Below are 18,311 nucleotides of genomic sequence, written 5' to 3' on the forward strand. Positions count from 1 at the left end.
GATCATTTCTGCCCGCCCGCCGCATACGAGGTCGGCAGAACTTGGTACCGTTACCGAACTGGAGAGGCGGATGTTTTTAGTGATAGCCCCTGCTGCCGCGATAAAAATTTCGGGCTATGAGATGACAAAATCGGGGCGGTGGTACTCGCCAAAGGCAAAAACATCCAGGCCAACCTCGTAGGCCAGTTTAACCTCGTCCAGTAATTGCTGTACCCGTTTATATGCAGCGCGGTCGTTACACGCAACGCCTGCCGGGTAAACTTCTTCAAAAGTGCTGATTTTTATAGGTGCAAATAAGCTAAAAATCTAATAAAATTGTGTCAGCCATAAGTTATGTTAAGCTAACCTAAAGGTTACCACGCCGTTTAGCGAAGATAAAGTCTGCTCATGCATGGAGAATAGATTAAGCTTTATTAAACATAATTGTTGTTACATCGTATAACGGAGCAGAGGCTTTTTTTATATGACCCGTAAATTCATCTTACTTTACGTTTTTGTTTTAGTAATGCCTTGCCTATGCTTTGCCCAACTATCCGAGATCAGGCAACTGCAGCAGCAATTAAAGCATCCTAAAGATAGCTTGGATTACCTGTGTAAATTAAATAAAATAGGTTTGCTTATCCACCTCAAAAATGCCGACAGTAGTTTTTATTACGGTATACAAGGCAACGCTTTAGCCGATAGGTTGAACGCGCCGAAAGAGAAAGCCCATGCCATGTCTAACATTGCCACGGGGCTTCTCCTAAAGGGCTTATATAGCCAGTCGTTACAATACTTTGGCAAGGCATACAATATTTACCAGGCAAATAATAACAAGCCCGAGATTGCCCAGGGGCTGATGAACCAAGCCATTACCTACAGTTTTATTGGCGATAGTGCAAAGGCTATCCGGTTTGCTACCAGGGCTAATAATTTTACCCACAAATATCTGATGCGCGATTCCGCCGCCAGTATGCTTATGGCAAACTACGTGGAGCTGAACAGCGGCCTTGCTAAAGATTCTGTTGCGTGGTATTTGAGTGGAGCTGAGAAAATAGCTATAAAATTTAATGATCAGCGTACACTGGTATTTATAGGGCAGATACGTGCCAACCGTTTTATTGATGCTAAGCAACCAGCCATGGCTTTACCCATTATTATGCGGTCACTGGCCATTACGCGCGCTAATAATTGGGATTACCACGAGATGGAAAGCCTGAATAACCTTGGGAGTTATTACCTGGCTGTAAACAAAACAGATAGCGCCCTTGCCGCTTACCTGGAGATCTACAAAAAGGCTAAGGCCAATAACTACGTTTACTGGAAAATTGATGTTTTAAAGGATATTAGCAAATGTTATAAATTTAAAAATGATAAAGCCAACGAGTATGCTACAGCACAGCTGCTGATCGTCGCGCTTGAGCAGGATAACACCGCCAATAATAGTTTTTTGGGCGATTACATCCAATACAACCAAACACAGGAAGAACTGAAGAAGCTGGGCTTATCTGAAGGGTTAAATCATAAAAAGATAGTATGGCTTTTTGTGGCCTGTGGCGCGGGTAGTTTAGTAATCCTATTGCTGATCCTTTTTTATTGGAAAGTTACTGCTCAGGCAAAAAAGTTAAGCGAGCAAAATTTAACCATTACGGTGCAAAACGAAGCGTTAAAAGAGTCGGATGTTTTTAAGGGCAGGTTGTTATCTATGCTGGCGCATGATTTCCGGTCGCCGCTTAATTCAACCATATCTATGGTGCAGTTGCTGAGGGATCATGAAGCGATGGAGCCCGAAGAACTGGCCGGTTTATATAGGCTTATTGAGACGGATATTAACGAGGTGCTTTTAACCTTCGATAATATATTGCAGTGGACCCACAAGCAGCTAACCGGCTACATCCTGCAACCGGTTAAGGTCAACCTGAAGGAGAGTATAAACGAGGCATTCAGCTTTTTTCACGAACAGGCAAATGCCAGGCAAATCACCATCGTAAACGAGATAGATGCCACACTCGCACCACTAACCGACCAAGAGATCATCCGTTTTATCGACCGCAACCTGTTACATAATGCCATCAAGTATTCGCCCATAGGGGGTAAAATAACTGCCCTCTCGGTTGTGAAGAACAAGGAGATCATCATCACTATTAAAGATGAAGGTGTAGGCCTGACTGAAAAGTTGTTAAAAGAACTGTTTACCGGCAAGATCTCTGAAATTAATGACAGTGCCCAGGGTGCCGGGCTGGCCCTAAATATTTGCGCCGAGTTTATCCAAAAGCTTGGCGGCCGCATTTGGGTAGGGAAGAGTGCAGGTAAAGGTGCCGAGTTTTCATATGCTATCCCGCTTAGGGCAAGCGAATAACAAAGTTTTATTTGTTAAGCTTATGGGCGCTATCTTTGTCAAACGGTCGCGTCATTTTGCACTGTAATATTTTACATTTAAAACCCATAATATGAAATATGTAGCATCGCGCCTGTCGGAAGGTAATAAACTTTTCCCGGCAGAGATCATAACCGAAGATAACGGCATTACCATAAAAATCCCCGGCCTGTTTAGCGGCGATACCACTACCATTGCTTACGACAGCATTTCGGCAGTGGAGATCGATACACCAATTGTCGGTTACTCTACTATTCGTTTTTACCACAGCGGTAACAAGGTAGAAGCCCACGGCTTCTCAAAAAGCGATGTGAACGAAATTAAAAACTTTATCGAGCAGGGAAGGAGCCGGGCGAGAGGGTAAAGTAACAACCAGTAAAATACATGGGCTCATTAGCGTTTATCTTATCATCTGTATTAGGTTTTATATTTGGTGCAGGTTTAACTTTTTTGGGTGCTCTTGCATTAAAGTCACCTGAAAGAATTACAAACTTTAATTTGAGGATTGTAAGGCGGCTTAATTATTTGAGTGCTTTTAAATTAAAAGAGAATTACATACTTAAAGCAGAAAATGGTTATTATGCTGCAAGTTGGAAGAAAGCCGGATGGCCTCCTATTATTATGGGCGGTATTTTTCTTTTCGGATTATTGATTTATTGGAAGAACTTATAGCAATATTTAGCAAAAGCCCCCCTTTAACATTAGTTTGGAAAGCTTTTTTACGTATTTAAGCCGACAAAACAAGTGATTCATACACTACTGTTGTTTCCATAAAAGCCAAACTTTCCTCTTCCTGCTTTGTAAATATTAATATATCTTAAGGCATGAAAAAACGGGTAATTCTTTTTGTTATTTCGGCGGCTTTCTCGTTCAAAGCACCGGCACAAACTTTTATTACCGAAGATTTTAATGCCAACCTGGGCAAAAATTATTTACAGGATAACCCGGATATTGATATTGCCGATGTCGCTTATTCCCTGCAAACCACCCGTGCCGTTTTTAAGGAACTTAATTTTTTTTTAGCTACCGACAGGGACGACTTGCTGGAAAAGCTTGCCAAGTTTAAACGTGATCCTGTAGCACGCATGCTGGGCATGTTTGATATTTATGCCTACCGCACACCACATTACGACCCATTATTGGTTAAATATGTTAAGCGCGAAATGTATTTTGGCCGTAAAATATGGCATGCCATGTTGTTTAAAGATGGCTTTATGAAAACCATTACCACCCGCGCTAAGGCCGTTGAACGCGGCGCGGTAAGACTTTTATGGAAGCTTAAATTTGGCACCGATCAAAAACAGACGGGCTTTTTTGGCTATTCGCATAAGATAGACGAGATGAATAACAATTCGCGAAAGCAATACCGGATAATGCCTTACGATATCGCGATAGAATTGTTCCGCGCGGAAACGCGCTCATTTTACCCGGACGATTATGTTTATATGGGCTGGAAACCTTACGTTTTAAAAGGGGTGAACATCTACAACATACCGGGCGAACATAATACCATATTTAAAGAGCCTAATGATAGGGAATTTGCCCACATACTACAGGCTTGTCTCGATAAGATCAATTGTTAAACAGGCAGTTTTGGGCGTTATCATAAACCGGTATTTAAATGATGTAACGTGGCAAAAAGCCGCGGCAATTTCACCTGTAATTAATGATAGCGAGGTACACGTCTGGCGCTTTAATATCAGCCAAAACATAAAACGTTTAGAGAAATTTGAAGCCCTGCTTACCGCAGATGAAAAACTGCGCGCCGGTAAGTATAAACAGCCTAAAGACACTTACAGGTTTATAGTTAGCCGTGGTGCCCAGCGCATTATTTTAGGGCGATATTTAGATCAGCCACCAGTTGAATTGCAGTTTGTTTTAGGTGAAAATAACAAACCCCATTTGATAGGAGTAGATGGCAGCATCGTCCGTTATAACCTTTCACACTCCGGGGATTGGGTAGTGTTGGCTATTGCTACATCCTCAATTGGTGCCGATGTGGAATTTATTGACGCAGCATTCCCCTTCCGGGATATTTTAGAGGATAATTTTAGTGAACATGAGGCGGCGTATATCGGTACGTCATCTAAAAAATTCTTCACCCTTTGGACACGCAAGGAAGCTATCTTGAAAGCCACGGGACAAGGATTGGGCGAGCATCTGTGCATTACCCCTGCGCTTGATGGAACGTATTTGCTTGATGCATTGTTAACAGGTTCGAATAAAAACTGGCAGCTTAATAGTTTTCTTTTGCACCCCGGCTATATAGCTACCGTTGTGGTAGAAAATACCGGGCAGAAATTACAGTTTTTTGATGCTGATTTATTCTGATACCACCAACGATTTTAGCGTATCCTATGGCGCGGGTTTTAGCGCGGCAATTTCCTTTATCCTGATGCTGTTCTTTTTCCATTGCTTCAACCCTTTTTTTCCAAGGGTCGTGCTATCGGCAGTACTGTAAAAATTAAGGATGCTTTTTTGGAGTTGCGGCGTAACGTTTTTATATTTTTGTTCCTGTAGTTCTTTAAGCAGTTTATCATAGGTATTGTCGGCCAGTTTGTACTCGCCCCAGCGGGTAGGGTTACCGGTATCAAAATCAATATTGGGCAGTACTAATTGGGTTTTACCAATCTGGTCTACAGCGATATGGTAATTCTTCAATGTCGCTTCAAAACTTTGTGCAAAAAGCTTTTGTCCTTGCTCGCCCGGCGATTTAAACTTTAGCGTTTTCAGCGGGCCTATCTTAGGCAGGATCTTAATTAAAAATACCGACACTTTCGCGAAGAATTTAGATTCCTGGCTTTGTTTACCAAACTCCAGGTTAAAGGCCCGGTTGCTCATTTTGTATTGAAATTTACGTGCTGTAATGCCGGGGTTCATCTTGTCAATATCGGTTTGGTTGGCTTTATAGGCCGATTTGGTAAGCACCGGGAACAGGTTGCGCACACCCCAGCGCATGGTATTGATGGATGAGTTAATATTGGAAAATATCGATCCCAATTCCTGCCCGTAAGTTTCGTAAAAGGCCCGTTCTAAAACAGGTACCGCAATGTTAAAACCGATAAAATCATGGTAACCTTCGGATGTGTAACCCTTTTGGCCTATCTGCATTACATCGTACGCAAATTCCATGCGGCTGTGCGAAGTATGGTCGTCATTATAGGTAACCACGTTGCCAAATTTCTTTTTAAGTTTTGGGTAGATGATGGGCACATTTAAATTGGTAGACATGGAGTGCCCGTATTTATCGGACATGTAGTGCGACAGGGCGCCCAGCGCAAAGGCATATTCGTTTAAGTTTCTGGCGTCTGCAAGCAGGGCTTTAATAAAATCGCCGCTGCGTACGTAGTGCACCAGGTCGGTAAAAAAGACATTGCCAAAAGGCATGTAACCCATATCGGCCATAATGCTGCCGCCATAAGTGTAGGAGTGCGCCATCAGGATCTCCTCGCGGGTAATACCGGGGTATTTTTCTTTAAGGAGGGGGATAAGCACCGGCTTCCAAGAAGCATCGATAATGGCCTCGTGCGCAAGTATAGAGTATGCTTTTGATGTCAGTCCTGCGAAGGTAAGGAGCGCAGAGATGAGGGAAAATTTAAGAGCGGAACGGAAAGTGGCTGGCATCATAAACTCAATTCTGGATAAATTCTTACATAGAACGGTAATATACCCCCAATGGTTTTATAATATGCCTTTGTTGAGGGAATTAATACTTTAAGCTTGGCAAACGGAGACGCGATACTTCGCGTCTTAAATTTTATATATTAAAATCCTTGCGGGGTCTTCGGGACGAGAACCCTGCACAGGCATGCAAGGCAACCGTAGGGCTCACGATGTGATACCCTGCGGCGACAGCCGTACGGGTCTATTTATCTTCTCTCATTATAAACCCCAAACTCCGCGATAGAAACCTGGCCTTCAGCTTTATCAATGCTCACCCGGATCTTTGTTCCCCAAACGCGGTTAAAGCGGTGTATCTTTACGCGGGATGTGGTGTTGCCATTCAAAATGGGCTTCCAAACGCCGTTTTGCAGGTACTCTAAGTGGTAAGCCGTGATATTTGGTTTGCGCTCGGTAAGTGCAATAGTGTTAAATTCGGTATCGTATCCAAAATCAATTTCATACCATGGTTTCTCGACGGTTTTGCTGGACGTCCATGAGGTTGTAAAATCATCATCGTTGGCAAAATCCATAATTTCAGAATCATCGCTCCAGCTGGAGTTTGAGGGTTTGTTTTTAGCGATATTGCTTGAAATTATCGGCGCACCGGTTGCAGCCAGTTTGGGTGCAGGACCGTCGCTTTTCCAAAGTTTTCCAATTTCTTTCAGCGCGACTAAAGCATTATCATCAAATAAACCATCGCGGTTTGGGGCAACGTTTAAGATGAAGTTACAATCGGCCTTGTTAAGGGTGGTTAATTCGGCAACCATTTTGGCTGCATCCTTTACCGGGATGGTAGGGAAGCTGGTTTTCCAGAACCAGTTTTGTTGTAAAGGCAAACAGGCCAATGACGGCATAATGTTATTCTCTTTAGAAATACGCTGACCGGCACCCATTTCGTAGGTTTTGATATCGCTGTAAAAAAGTCCTTCGGCAGGGTATTTTGCGCCATTAAGGTCCATCAGCACACAATTCGGCTGAATAGATTTGATCAGGTGGTATACATCCTCAAAGTTAATATCATCATAGCTAATACGCGACCATGGCGCATCCCAACCATCAATAATAATAGCCTCTATCTTTCCATATTTAGTTAATAACTCGGTAAGCTGAGCCTTCACCATTTCAAAATGTTTTTGGGTGATGTTATGCGGGCGAAGCTTATGGTGGGTATCCAAAATGCTGTAATAAAGCATCACCTTCAAGTCGTTCTTGCGGAAAGCGTCCACATACTCTTTTACCACATCGCGCTTCAGCGGACTGTTCATTACGTTATAATCGGTGGTTTTGGTATCCCATATACAAAAACCGCTGTGGTGCTTGGTTGTCAAGCAACCGTAGGTCATGTTAGCGCTTTTGGCGGCTTTGGCCCACTGGTCGGCGTTTAATTTTTTTGGGTTGAATGCAGATGCAGGCGCTTCCGGGTCGGGCCAGTCGGCATCCATGTAGGTGGGGATGTTAAAGTGGATGAACATCCCGAATTTAAGGTTGACAAATTTTTGCTGTAATGCGGTATAATTGGCCGTGGTGGTAGCCGCCTCATTGTTTTGTGCTGATGCTTTAAAAATAATGAATGATAACAGGAATGCGGCTGTCAGTAATTTCTTCATGAGATGAACGCTTGATGTTTAACCCAAAGTAAGCAATTATATCAGCACGAAAAAGTAAGGGTTATTGTTAAGTTATTCAGGAAAATTGGAATGAAATAAAAAAGCGTCATTGCTTCGTATCTCGAATTGACGGGGTGGAATAGGGGAGGAAATTATTAAGGCCAAAAAAAGGCTTGCCGAAGCAAGCCTTTATAATTTAGATTTGACAACTTTTCAAAAGTTGTCAAATCTAAATTACTTCAACAGGTCCGCTTTCACGGTGTCTAATATTCTAAATGATTCGGCTGTAGTTGGTGCTTCGGCGTAAACGCGAAGTACTGGCTCGGTGCCTGATGGGCGGATCATTACCCAGGTTTCGTCTTCAAAGAAGAATTTGAAACCATCCAGGTCTTCGGTACGGGTAACTTTTAGGTCGCCAAACGCGCTGATATCACCTTTACAACGGCTAATGATCGCTTGTTTTTTCTCTTCGGTAACATGCAGATCATAACGTTCTACTGCAAATTTGCCTACCACATCGTAAATTTCCTGTACAAGGTCTTTTAAGCTGCGGCCGCTTTTTACCATAAACTCCCATATCATCAAGCCTATCCAAACGCCGTCGCGTTCCGGAATGTGACCGTTAACCGCTATACCGCCTGATTCTTCTCCACCTACCATAAATGGTTTGCCGCTGTTCACGATCAGGTCGCAAATGTATTTAAAGCCAATTTTGGTAACCGTGTTATTTAAGCCGTAAGCATCACAAAGTTTTTGAATTTTGCTGGTACACGAAAAGGTAGAATATACTTCGCCGGTTTCGCCTTTAACTTTATGCATGTAATGGATAAGCAACAACAATATGTGGTGCGAATCTACAAAGTTGCCATCGCCATCATATAAACCAATACGGTCTGCATCGCCATCGGTAACCAAACCTGATGCAATTTCACCTTCAGATAATTTGATCAGTTGCTCAAACTCCTGCAGGTTACGCTGGATAGGCTCAGGTGCCTGGCCGTCAAAGCTTGGGTTGTAATCGGCATGCAAAAAAGTAATATCCGGGAACAGGCGGCGCATAACATTCTGGCCTGCACCGTACATTGCATCATAGGCCCATTGCAAGCCGCTGTCGCGGATGGCAGGGATATCAAAGTTGGCTTCGGCATGCTCTACATACATATCTTCCAGATCAACGTATTCTACCAAACCTTCGGTAACATAATCGGTAACCGATTTTAGCTCGAGGCTGATGGTATCCGGGATCTGCGATTCTACTTTCTCAATATCATCCGGCGTGGCCGGGCCACCGTAAAATGCTTTTATTTTATATCCGTTATAAGCGGGAGGGTTGTGGCTGGCCGTAATAATGATACCTGCGGACGTTTTTAAACGTACCGTACCCAACGAGATCATGGGGGTTGATACGAAAGTATTTTCGGCACGGAATACCTTAACGCCCTGTGATGCAAGTACCGTAGTGGTCACATCTGCAAACATCGGCCCTGCAAAACGCGGGTCGCAGCCTACAAGCGCAGTTGGGTTCTCAAAGTTTTGTTTTAGCCACAATGCTGTTGCATAGGCCACTCGTTTTACGTTCTCAACAGTAAAGTCGTCGGCAATGATCGCTCTCCAGCCATCTGTTCCAAATTTTATTTTGCTCATTTTAGATATAAGTGGTTTAAAATCCTATTTTTAGCGCCTCAATATAATACAAGAATATTAATGTTTTATGGTAAACGGAAACAAATAATGAAAGTTTTAAAATTTGGCGGAACATCGGTTGGTAGTGCCGCCCGCATGCAGAAGCTACTGGACATCGTAAACCCCCAGGAAAGGCAAATTGTAGTGTTATCGGCCATGTCGGGCACTACTAATAATTTAGTGGAAATAGGCCAGGCCTACCTTACAAATGACAAGGCGAAGGCAGCCACTTTGATCGCAACATTAAAGGAAAAGTACGAAGCTGTGATAAAGGAGCTTTTAAAGAAGCCCGAAACATTTGAGCAGGGTAAAGAGGTTATTGATTATCACTTTAGGTTATTAAGCAGCTTTGCTAACGACCTGTTTACCCCCATAGAAGATAAAGTTATTTTAGCGCAGGGCGAATTACTGTCGACCACGTTATACCATATATATCTGAAAGAGATCGGCGTGCCATCGGTATTACTGCCGGCATTGGAGTTTATGAAGACGGATGAGGACAACGAGCCCATCGTAGATCATATTACGGCTGAACTTACGCCATTGCTGGAAAAATATCCGGATATGAACTTGTTCATCACCCAGGGTTTTATTTGCCGTAACGCTTTTGGCGAAATTGATAACCTGCGCCGCGGTGGCAGCGATTACACCGCGTCATTAATTGGTGCAGGCATCCGCAGCGAGGAAGTACAAATCTGGACGGATATTGACGGGATGCATAATAATGATCCGCGTATTGTAAGTAATACCAAACCTATCGCCCAGCTTTCGTTTGATGAGGCTGCCGAGCTGGCTTACTTTGGTGCCAAAATCTTACACCCGCAAAGTGTGTTCCCGGCGCAAAAATATAAAATCCCGGTACGGTTATTAAACACCATGGATCCGCAGGCTGCAGGGACCCTGATAACCAACACCAGCGAAAAGGACAAAATTAAATCCATAGCTGCTAAGGATGGCATTACCGCCATTAAGATCCAAAGTAGCCGCATGCTGCTGGCACATGGCTTTTTACGCCGTGTGTTTGAGGTGTTTGAGCGTTACCGCACGTCGATAGATATGATCACCACATCTGAGGTGGCTGTATCCTTAACTATTGATGATACCACTTACCTGGGCGAGATCACTGCAGAGCTGGGTGCTTATGGTTCGGTTGATATTGACGTGAACCATTCTATTATATGTGTGGTGGGCGATTTTGCTGCCGAGAAACATGGCTACGCAGCCCGTGTACTGGAAGCGATTAAACACGTACCGGTAAGGATGATATCATACGGTGGCAGCGACCACAATATGTCTGTACTGGTAAAAACAGAAGACAAGGTAGAGGTATTGAGGAGCTTGCATAGCAGGCTTTTTTAAGCACTACCCAACCCTGCCCGGAAGGGGAGGGCTTAAAGCATACCACGCGTCATTGCGAGCATAGCGTGGCAATCTTTGATAGACAAGTTGGCGATAAGCATATCGAAGATTGCCACGACACTATCGCTCCTCGCAATGACGCTTAGAGAATAGTCAATTTTGACTTTTGACTTTTTAATTTTGACTTTACAACAATGTTTAACAACAATACGATACAGCGCTTTAACGATACGGAAACACCATTTTATTACTATGATATGGATGTTTTGCGCAACACGCTTGATGCCTGCAGGGATGCATCATCAAAATACGGTTTCCATGTGCATTATGCAATGAAGGCTAACTTTAACCCTAAGGTGGTTAAAACTATACAGTTGTACGGCTTTGGTGCCGACTGTGTGAGCGGTAACGAGGTAAAATCGGCCGTGGAGCATGGCTTTGATAAAGGTAAGGTGGTTTTTGCAGGCGTAGGTAAGTCTGATAAGGAAATTAACCTGGCGCTGGATGCGGATATCTTCTGCTTCAATGTCGAGTCGGTACAGGAGTTGGAAATTATTAACGAACTGGCTGCTGCTAAAGGAAAGATAGCAGGTATCGCTATCCGTATCAACCCAAATGTGGATGCTCACACACACCACTTTATAACTACCGGGCTTGATGAGAATAAATTTGGTATTAACACATGGCAACTAAATGATGTGGCCGAGATGCTGCGCAAATGCGCCAACCTGAAGTTTTTAGGCATCCACTTCCACATCGGGTCGCAAATTACCGATATGGAGGTTTACCGTAACCTGTGTACCCGCATTAACGAAATGCAGGATTGGTTTGAAGACCACGGCTTTGCGATAAAGATATTGAATACAGGTGGCGGCCTGGGCGTAGATTACTACAACCCCGACACCAACAGCATTGCCGATTTTGAAGCTTACTTTAAAGTGTTCAGCAAATTTCTGCGCGTAAAACCGGGGCAGGAGGTGCATTTTGAATTGGGCAGGGCCATGGTAGCACAATCGGCATCGCTAATTTCCAGGGTGCTTTACGTAAAGAATGGTCAAAAGAAAAATTTCCTGATCCTGGATGCCGGTATGACAGAGCTGATGAGGCCAATGCTTTACCAGGCGTATCATTCTATTCAAAACCTGAGTCAAGAATCAAGAACCAAGAATCAAGAAAAATCAGAAGCTGATAACTCCCTCTCCTTTGGAGAAAGGTGGGGTGAGGCCATCAAATATGACGTGGTAGGCCCAATCTGCGAGAGTACGGATTGCTTTAGGAAAGATGTAGACCTGCCGCAATCATACCGTGGCGACCTGGTCGCTATCCGCACGGCGGGTGCTTATGGCGAGGTGATGGCATCAAACTACAACCTGCGCGATCATGTGCAATCGGTTTATTCAGAATAAGTTAAAGGTACTGCAAACCATCGGCGCTTATTAAGCGTATATTAATTAAATAGCTTCTTTAGGTTGATTATAAGTTGGTTGTCTTATATACAATGTGGCTAAGTAATTAATATTGCTTTTGTGGTTATAAGTGATGTTAAGGTATTTAGTAAGGCCCCGCAGGTTGACACTTTCGGGGCTTTTTTATATAAACTATTTGGAGTGAAATTAAAACTCTACAGTTAGTTTTAGCGTACTTATATTTAACCTGTTAAAATAAATACTGATTATCGCTTTTTTGTAAACTTTTTTTACATTTTACCGTATTAATGCAAGCATTGAAGTTATTAATTTAACTTTTAATTTAGTTAACCTTACCGATGAATTACACCGAGCAACAACGCCTTTCCGCCGTAGACAGGTTTAAAAACCTCGACGACGGTATCACGAAGGACCTTAACGATATTGTTGCCCTTGTATCTGAAATTTGCGGAACACCTGTCGCGCTTGTTACCTTACTTGATAACGAAATACAATGGTTTAAAGCAGCCGTAGGTACCGATGTTACCGACACCCCCAGGAGCATTTCTTTTTGCAATAACACTATTGAGCAGGAAGGTGTAAATATTATATACGATCTTCAGAAAGACGACCGCCATAATCAAAACCCGCTTGTTACCGGTGATCCAAATGTGCGCTTTTACGCCGGTTCGCCGTTAATTACAAAAGATGGTTATGCTATTGGTAGTTTATGCGTGGTGGATATGGAGCCGCGCGACCTGACCGTCCATCAGCAGAAAGCCCTCCAAATTATGTCTAAACAGGTGGTGAACCTGATGGAACTTAACTGGAGCATTAAGGTACTTGCCGAACAGCGCGATAAAGAAAAAGCCCAGGCCGAAGCTATCACCGATTCTGAATTAAAGTTAAAAGCCATATTTGATAGTAGTAAAGATAGCCACCTGCTTATTGGCAAAAACTTTGAGGTGCTGGCTTTTAATAAATCGGCATCATTATTTATACATACCGTATACGGCCATGCTTTACTAAATGGCGATAATTTGCTCGATTACTCCGACCCTAAAACCATAGGGCAAATGAAAAAGTATTGTAAGGCTGCCATGGGCGGTAAATCTGTAAAGCTTGAGTGGCATATTATGGCCGGTACCCCGTATTCCTGCTGGATGAACACCACCTTTATCCCCGTTAGGAACAAAGAGGGAGCGGTTATTGGTGTGGCGCTAAACTCTACAGATGTTACACATCATAAAAAGCAGGAGGCTTACATTAACTTGCAAAATGATGCGCTTAACCGTATTGCCATAATCCAATCGCATGAGTTACGCAGGCCGGTTGCATCGTTGCTTGGCATTATGGACCTGATAAAAATGGAAAATGTTTATTTTAACTATTTTGAAATTATGGAGCTTACCGTAAACGAACTCGACGAGAAGATCCGCGGGATAGTTAAAGACTCGGAAAATACCCTGCACAGCCGTCACTTGGCTGTTGTAGCGTAAACTGCTATTTTTAGCGTTGGCATAACCCGCTTCTACAACGGTTTTGCACTTTATGGATAAAAATACCTATCTTGCGCACTTTAATAAATAAAATAATGCAAAAAGAAGGAACAGTAAAATTTTTCAATGAGACAAAAGGTTTTGGATTTATCACACCTGATGGTGGTGGTGCCGACGTATTTGTTCATTCAACAGGTCTGATCGACGAAATTCGTGAAAACGATAAAGTTGAGTTCGAAGTAGAAAACGGAAGAAAAGGCTTAAACGCAGTAAACGTAAAAGTTGTTTAATTATATATTAATCCACTAAATGTTACAGAAAACATCCGCTCCCCAAAAGGGCGGATGTTTTTTTTTGCTTTATGATTTTTTTACTTTTTGGTGAGCCTGTCAAGCCATTAAATTATGACTACTTAACGAGTTATTCAATCAGGTGCGGCTTAAGAAGTTCAGTCATTTTTATATACCCCAAAGCGTTTAAATGTATTTGGTCGCCCACGTCGTAAATTTTATTTAACGCTACACCGCTTTTAAAGGTGCTATCCAGATTAATATAAATACCTCCGGTAGCATGTGCCAGCGATTTGTATTTATTGTTTAAAGCAACTCTTTCTGCTTCAATAGAACGCGGATTTTCTCCGAATTTCAAAGCAGTTGGCAACACACTTAAAATATAAACCTTGGTTGATGGGCTTTTGATTTTAATAATATAGATCGCCAGCTTTACATTGTTAAAGGTATGATCTATTGGTACCGAATTTTCAAGATCGTTTATACCGCATTCTATGAATATTTTGGCCGGATGCCCTGAAACTATATCCTTAACCCGTTTTAATACTCCCCTTGACGAATCATAATATATGCCACGGTTTTTAACCGTAGGCATCCCACTTAACTCAACAACCGGATACGCGGCAAATTGACTGTCGCCTAAAAACAACACATCATTTGTTGATTTCGGCAAGCCGCTTTGCAACTTGTCGCCATTGCAAAAAAATGTTAAGGGCGGGTTGGGGTTTACGGTTGGGGCTAAAACAAAATGCCTGATTATTGCGCCTGCAAAAATGAAATTACCTAAAACAGAAATTGCAATTAAATGTCTTTTCATAATTATTGATCAAATATATCATTAAACAGCCGTTGTGATTAAAGCACTGCCATTTGCTACAGTACCTTTATACCCTCTGGGTTTTAAGAATAAATAAGCTGTATAATAAATAGCGAGACAGGGCGATTTACTTAATCATTCCCGCTTATCCAAAAAACTATAGATGCAATCGCGATGATGGCCATAATTACCGGGATTAGCGTATCTAATATATGGCGCCCAATACGGTGGCCCACATGTTCTTTCCGGTCGAAAGTTGGGAAAAGTTTATATTTAAGTACAATGAGTATAGCTACCAGTACAACGGCTGTTAAATAAAATACTTTCCTAAAGTGTGCAGGCTTTAATAAGTCTGTTAAAGTTTCCCAAGTCATAATACCCTAAACGCCAAAGTGCTTACTTTGTGTGGATAGTACACCTATGGTTGCAAATTAAACTTAATATAAAAAAAGTAAACAGTGCGGTATGGTATTTGTTGGTCTAAGTACAAATCATCTACTAAAAAGTAATTAATAATGAAAGATCAAGCAAAAATTATAGCAGCACTTTTAGTGGGTGCTGCAGCGGGCGCCGCATTAGGTTTACTATTGGCCCCTGAAAAAGGTGAAGAATTAAGAGGCGACATTGCTGATTATGTGAACGACCTTGTTGACAAAGCAAAAAACAAAGCGCAGAACACTGCAGATAACGTTAAAGAATACGCCGGTAATACGGTTGATTCGGTAAAATCAAAATTTAACGGTGCTGTTAACGATGCCGAAGGTGCTTATGACGATGCAAAATCAAAAGCAACCATTTATGCCGAAAACGGTGCAGACAGCGTAAAATCAAAAGTAAAAAGTACCGCTAACGACTGGAATAATTCTATCCAGAACGCATAAGTATTTTAAGATAAAATGTTTAAAAGCCTCCCGGCTAATGTCGGGAGGCTTTTTTGTGTTTAATATTGCCATCCAAAATTATCCATATAGTTCGCTAAAGTGCAGTGATACAGGCACAATTGTTATCATAACAAGTTAAGTTTAAATAAATCTTATGTCAATAAGGTTAACACTAAAAACAAAGAAGGTTGGTTTTGGCAGCCGCTTGACAAGGGGGGGATCTTAAGCATAAGGCAAAAGCTTGGCAATAGGATAGTGATCAAAAAAAATTTAATCAGATCCGCCTCTTTTAAAGCATTTACTGACATCATATACATTAAAACGCCCGGCCACATCTGGTCGGGCATTTTAATGTATAAAATTAAGCTTGCTTACTTTTTAGCAGCAGGAGCCCAGGTATTATCTTTGGTGTTAGCATCCATGTAAATGCCGTTATCCAAAGTGATAGATTTTAAACTTTTACCTCTTTCAACTTTAAAGGTAACCAGTGTTTGTTTCTGGTTGGCTTCCCAAACCGCAGGGGTTTTGTGGATAGTTTTTGTTGTGCCATCAGCATACGTTATAACCACATCAAACGGGATTGCAAAACCGCCGATGTTAGCTACGGTTAAAGTATAACCATCTTTACCTGTTACCGGGTTTTTAATAGCCAAATCGTTATAGTAATTTGTGAAGAACCAATTGTTAAAGAACCAGTTTAGGTTACGGCCTGATACATTGCTCATCGAGTTGAAATAATCCCATGGGATAGGGTGTTTGCCATGCCACCTATCCATATAACCGTGCAATGCTTTTTTGAATAGTTCATCGCCAAGCATATCTTTCAATGCAAGGTAGCTTAATGATGGCTTGCCATAAGCGTTGTTGCCATAGCCGGTGGTCAGTTCGCTGGTCTGAGTAATCACCGGGATATCCTGGTTGCTCGAGCGGTTGTTGATCCACCCATTGATACGGAACTGTTTGTAAAATTCATCTGCTTTGGCTTTGCCTTTTTCGGCATTACCTATCAGGTATTCTAAAGTGGTGGCCCAGCCTTCATCCATAAACGCGTAACGGGTTTCGTTAATGCCCATGTAAAAAGGAAACCAGGTGTGTGCAATCTCATGGTCCTGCACAAGCTGTGCAAAGCCAGGGTCGCCCATTTGGCTGTCGTTCACCATCATCGGGTACTCCATATCTGCAAAACCCTGAAACGCCGTCATTTTAGGGAACGGATAAGGTACGCCCGGCCAGTTGTGGCTAAACCAGCCTAAAGCATTACGGCCATATTGTACCGATTTTTTGAAATCGGTACCGGCTACAGAGTAAGCAGCCTGCATGCTTGATCGCCTTCCGGTTTTGCTATCCACAATAACACTGCCGGCATCCCAAATGTAATGGTTGCTTAGGCCAACAGCTACGTCGCTGATGTCGGTTGCGGTCCATGTCCAGGTGTTGCTGGCGCTTTGGTTGGTTACCTTGTTACCGGTCACTTCATCAATGGTAGCCACATTAATGGTGCTGTCGCTGGTCATTGATCTTTGCAGGCGGTCGGCATATTCTTTCTGTAAAACTTTGGTTGGGTTTTGCAGTGTACCGGTAGCCCAAACAATAAAGTTTTTAGGCACGGTTACATTCAAGGTATAATCATTAAAGTCGTTATAAAACTCTTGCGCGTCAACAAAGGCTATGCGGTCCCAGCCGTTATAATCGTCATAAACAGAAACGCGTGGGTAAAAGTAAGCCAGGTAATAGCTGGTGCTGTCTATCTGCCCTTCGCGGCCGCTTTGTTTTGATGCATCAAAGTGCCACGAGATGTTGATCTTAACCGAATCATGCGGCATCAATGGTTTGCCTAAACCAACAGCCTGGTTGGTAGATGCATTTTGCACATTGTTCCAAGGCTTTTTTTGGCCGGCAATTAAAAAAGTATCTATCTGGATGCCGGATGTTAAATAATCAGCCCCCGCATCTCCCATACGGGCAGATCCCGGGCGGTGGATGTTTAGGATCAGTTTCATGTTCAGCCTTTTTAAGGTGTCGGGGCTGTTGTTAATGTAAGTAATGGTTTCGGTACCTTTTACGGTACTTAGCGGCGGCGCGGCAGTTATCGAGATATTGTAACGCGCGCGGTTTTGCCAGTATTTGGCGCCGGGTTTACCATCAAGGCTACGGGTTTCGTTGTCATACGCTTTTTTAATATCGCGCGGCATGTAAAGGCTTTGGGCCTGCAATTGTAACAGCGCTATGCTGCAAATTGCGGTAAACAGGACTTTTTTAAACATAATAAATCATAAGTTTTTGTAAAAACACATAACAAATGTAGAATAAACCTTTGATGATTTTGGTAAGCGAATTGTTACAATACTTGCTTGTTTGGCGGCTTTTATTTATATTCCTTTGCATTAAGTTATTTTAGTAGGGGTATTAAATAACTATACAAAGCCGGGCTTTATAGTCCGGTTTTGTTATTTTAAGGGCTTTTTGGCTGATGTTAACCGGTAATGTATTCCTTTGCTATCAGCGTAAATAACTTGTCGTTATCTGCTTACCCATCAAAGTTCTCCGTAAGCAACTGCTTCATTTCATCATACTTTAATAACTTGGCTATCATAAAAAGCATGCGGTATGCGGTGATATTGATGTGCTCTAAAATCTGTAAAATAAAGCATTAGGTCAAGATCATTAATCAATGGTATATTTTGCCCAACATCCAAATAAAACCCATTTTTCACTATAGATCTGATGGGGTTGCAACCCTCGGGGCGATT

16 protein-coding genes are annotated in these 18,311 nt (G+C 42.5%); 10 read left to right on the forward strand and 6 right to left on the reverse strand.

Annotated features, from left to right (window positions below; genetic code table 11):
• The first annotated feature begins 463 nt into the window (after nt 1–463).
• The 5 genes from NAF17_RS12565 to NAF17_RS12585 all read left to right on the forward strand — a co-directional run bounded on the left by NAF17_RS12565 (nt 464) and on the right by NAF17_RS12585 (nt 4,687).
• Nucleotides 464–2,338 carry a sensor histidine kinase gene (locus NAF17_RS12565; RefSeq protein ID WP_252758340.1) on the forward strand — a complete coding sequence of 625 codons (1,875 nt, stop codon included), beginning with the start codon at nt 464–466 and terminating at the stop codon, nt 2,336–2,338.
• Nucleotides 2,339–2,429: 91 nt separating this feature from the next.
• Complete coding sequence (locus tag NAF17_RS12570) at nt 2,430–2,720, forward strand: PH domain-containing protein (RefSeq protein ID WP_252758341.1); 291 nt, start codon at nt 2,430–2,432, stop codon at nt 2,718–2,720.
• A 20-nt stretch (nt 2,721–2,740) separates the two neighbouring features.
• Nucleotides 2,741–3,028: a hypothetical protein gene (locus NAF17_RS12575; protein WP_252758342.1), complete on the forward strand. Its 288-nt coding sequence runs from the start codon at nt 2,741–2,743 to the stop codon at nt 3,026–3,028.
• 152 nt (nt 3,029–3,180) lie between these two features.
• Nucleotides 3,181–3,939 carry a thioesterase domain-containing protein gene (locus NAF17_RS12580; RefSeq protein WP_252758343.1) on the forward strand — a complete coding sequence of 253 codons (759 nt, stop codon included), beginning with the start codon at nt 3,181–3,183 and terminating at the stop codon, nt 3,937–3,939.
• Between the two features lie 10 nt (nt 3,940–3,949).
• Nucleotides 3,950–4,687 carry a 4'-phosphopantetheinyl transferase family protein gene (locus NAF17_RS12585; protein WP_252758344.1) on the forward strand — a complete coding sequence of 246 codons (738 nt, stop codon included), beginning with the start codon at nt 3,950–3,952 and terminating at the stop codon, nt 4,685–4,687.
• 24 nt (nt 4,688–4,711) lie between these two features.
• Here the strand turns inward: NAF17_RS12585 and NAF17_RS12590 are convergent, their stop codons facing one another.
• The 3 genes from NAF17_RS12590 to NAF17_RS12600 all read right to left on the reverse strand — a co-directional run bounded on the left by NAF17_RS12590 (nt 4,712) and on the right by NAF17_RS12600 (nt 9,270).
• Entirely contained in the window at nt 4,712–5,983 is a 1,272-nt protein-coding gene (locus NAF17_RS12590; RefSeq protein ID WP_252758345.1) for a zinc dependent phospholipase C family protein, read from the reverse strand.
• Nucleotides 5,984–6,225: 242 nt separating this feature from the next.
• A complete protein-coding gene (locus NAF17_RS12595) occupies nt 6,226–7,626 on the reverse strand; it encodes an alpha-L-fucosidase (RefSeq protein ID WP_252758346.1) in 1,401 nt (466 codons plus the stop codon).
• Between the two features lie 234 nt (nt 7,627–7,860).
• Nucleotides 7,861–9,270, reverse strand: a complete 1,410-nt coding sequence (locus NAF17_RS12600; RefSeq protein WP_252758347.1) for a phosphohexomutase domain-containing protein — start codon at nt 9,268–9,270, stop codon at nt 7,861–7,863.
• Nucleotides 9,271–9,357: 87 nt separating this feature from the next.
• Between NAF17_RS12600 and NAF17_RS12605 the strand changes: the two genes are divergently transcribed.
• The 4 genes from NAF17_RS12605 to NAF17_RS12620 all read left to right on the forward strand — a co-directional run bounded on the left by NAF17_RS12605 (nt 9,358) and on the right by NAF17_RS12620 (nt 13,863).
• Nucleotides 9,358–10,668 (forward strand): aspartate kinase, encoded by a 1,311-nt coding sequence (locus NAF17_RS12605; RefSeq protein ID WP_252758348.1) that lies wholly within the window; start codon nt 9,358–9,360, stop codon nt 10,666–10,668.
• Nucleotides 10,669–10,862: 194 nt separating this feature from the next.
• Nucleotides 10,863–12,074, forward strand: coding sequence for a diaminopimelate decarboxylase (lysA, locus tag NAF17_RS12610; RefSeq protein ID WP_252758349.1), 1,212 nt, complete (start codon nt 10,863–10,865; stop codon nt 12,072–12,074).
• 359 nt (nt 12,075–12,433) lie between these two features.
• Nucleotides 12,434–13,573 (forward strand): GAF domain-containing protein, encoded by a 1,140-nt coding sequence (locus NAF17_RS12615; protein ID WP_252758350.1) that lies wholly within the window; start codon nt 12,434–12,436, stop codon nt 13,571–13,573.
• A gap of 95 nt (nt 13,574–13,668) precedes the next feature.
• Nucleotides 13,669–13,863 (forward strand): cold-shock protein, encoded by a 195-nt coding sequence (locus NAF17_RS12620; protein WP_067057762.1) that lies wholly within the window; start codon nt 13,669–13,671, stop codon nt 13,861–13,863.
• A 130-nt stretch (nt 13,864–13,993) separates the two neighbouring features.
• Here NAF17_RS12620 and NAF17_RS12625 read toward each other — a convergent pair whose 3' ends face one another.
• Both NAF17_RS12625 and NAF17_RS12630 read right to left on the reverse strand, forming a co-directional pair.
• Nucleotides 13,994–14,680 (reverse strand): GDSL-type esterase/lipase family protein, encoded by a 687-nt coding sequence (locus NAF17_RS12625; RefSeq protein WP_252758351.1) that lies wholly within the window; start codon nt 14,678–14,680, stop codon nt 13,994–13,996.
• A gap of 131 nt (nt 14,681–14,811) precedes the next feature.
• Nucleotides 14,812–15,054 carry a hypothetical protein gene (locus tag NAF17_RS12630; RefSeq protein WP_252758352.1) on the reverse strand — a complete coding sequence of 81 codons (243 nt, stop codon included), beginning with the start codon at nt 15,052–15,054 and terminating at the stop codon, nt 14,812–14,814.
• 141 nt (nt 15,055–15,195) lie between these two features.
• Here NAF17_RS12630 and NAF17_RS12635 point away from each other — a divergent pair, with 141 nt between their 5' ends.
• Nucleotides 15,196–15,561, forward strand: a complete 366-nt coding sequence (locus NAF17_RS12635; RefSeq protein WP_252758353.1) for a YtxH domain-containing protein — start codon at nt 15,196–15,198, stop codon at nt 15,559–15,561.
• A 371-nt stretch (nt 15,562–15,932) separates the two neighbouring features.
• On the opposite strand, the gene NAF17_RS12640 is transcribed toward NAF17_RS12635, so the two are convergent.
• Nucleotides 15,933–17,825 carry a M1 family metallopeptidase gene (locus NAF17_RS12640; RefSeq protein WP_252758354.1) on the reverse strand — a complete coding sequence of 631 codons (1,893 nt, stop codon included), beginning with the start codon at nt 17,823–17,825 and terminating at the stop codon, nt 15,933–15,935.
• Between the last annotated feature and the right edge of the window lie 486 nt (nt 17,826–18,311).

This window comes from Mucilaginibacter aurantiaciroseus (genome assembly GCF_024055595.1).
GTDB lineage: Bacteria > Bacteroidota > Bacteroidia > Sphingobacteriales > Sphingobacteriaceae > Mucilaginibacter > Mucilaginibacter aurantiaciroseus.

Bases quoted from the DNA above. Each gene is read 5' to 3' on its own strand.
- NAF17_RS12565 (WP_252758340.1), top strand. From the start codon at position 464: ATGACCCGTAAATTCATCTTACTTTACGTTTTTGTTTTAGTAATGCCT.
- NAF17_RS12570 (WP_252758341.1), top strand. From the start codon at position 2,430: ATGAAATATGTAGCATCGCGCCTGTCGGAAGGTAATAAACTTTTCCCG.
- NAF17_RS12575 (WP_252758342.1), top strand. From the start codon at position 2,741: ATGGGCTCATTAGCGTTTATCTTATCATCTGTATTAGGTTTTATATTT.
- NAF17_RS12580 (WP_252758343.1), top strand. From the start codon at position 3,181: ATGAAAAAACGGGTAATTCTTTTTGTTATTTCGGCGGCTTTCTCGTTC.
- NAF17_RS12590 (WP_252758345.1), bottom strand. From the start codon at position 5,983: ATGATGCCAGCCACTTTCCGTTCCGCTCTTAAATTTTCCCTCATCTCT.
- NAF17_RS12595 (WP_252758346.1), bottom strand. From the start codon at position 7,626: ATGAAGAAATTACTGACAGCCGCATTCCTGTTATCATTCATTATTTTT.
- NAF17_RS12600 (WP_252758347.1), bottom strand. From the start codon at position 9,270: ATGAGCAAAATAAAATTTGGAACAGATGGCTGGAGAGCGATCATTGCC.
- NAF17_RS12605 (WP_252758348.1), top strand. From the start codon at position 9,358: ATGAAAGTTTTAAAATTTGGCGGAACATCGGTTGGTAGTGCCGCCCGC.
- lysA (WP_252758349.1), top strand. From the start codon at position 10,863: ATGTTTAACAACAATACGATACAGCGCTTTAACGATACGGAAACACCA.
- NAF17_RS12615 (WP_252758350.1), top strand. From the start codon at position 12,434: ATGAATTACACCGAGCAACAACGCCTTTCCGCCGTAGACAGGTTTAAA.
- NAF17_RS12620 (WP_067057762.1), top strand. From the start codon at position 13,669: ATGCAAAAAGAAGGAACAGTAAAATTTTTCAATGAGACAAAAGGTTTT.
- NAF17_RS12625 (WP_252758351.1), bottom strand. From the start codon at position 14,680: ATGAAAAGACATTTAATTGCAATTTCTGTTTTAGGTAATTTCATTTTT.
- NAF17_RS12630 (WP_252758352.1), bottom strand. From the start codon at position 15,054: ATGACTTGGGAAACTTTAACAGACTTATTAAAGCCTGCACACTTTAGG.
- NAF17_RS12635 (WP_252758353.1), top strand. From the start codon at position 15,196: ATGAAAGATCAAGCAAAAATTATAGCAGCACTTTTAGTGGGTGCTGCA.
- NAF17_RS12640 (WP_252758354.1), bottom strand. From the start codon at position 17,825: ATGTTTAAAAAAGTCCTGTTTACCGCAATTTGCAGCATAGCGCTGTTA.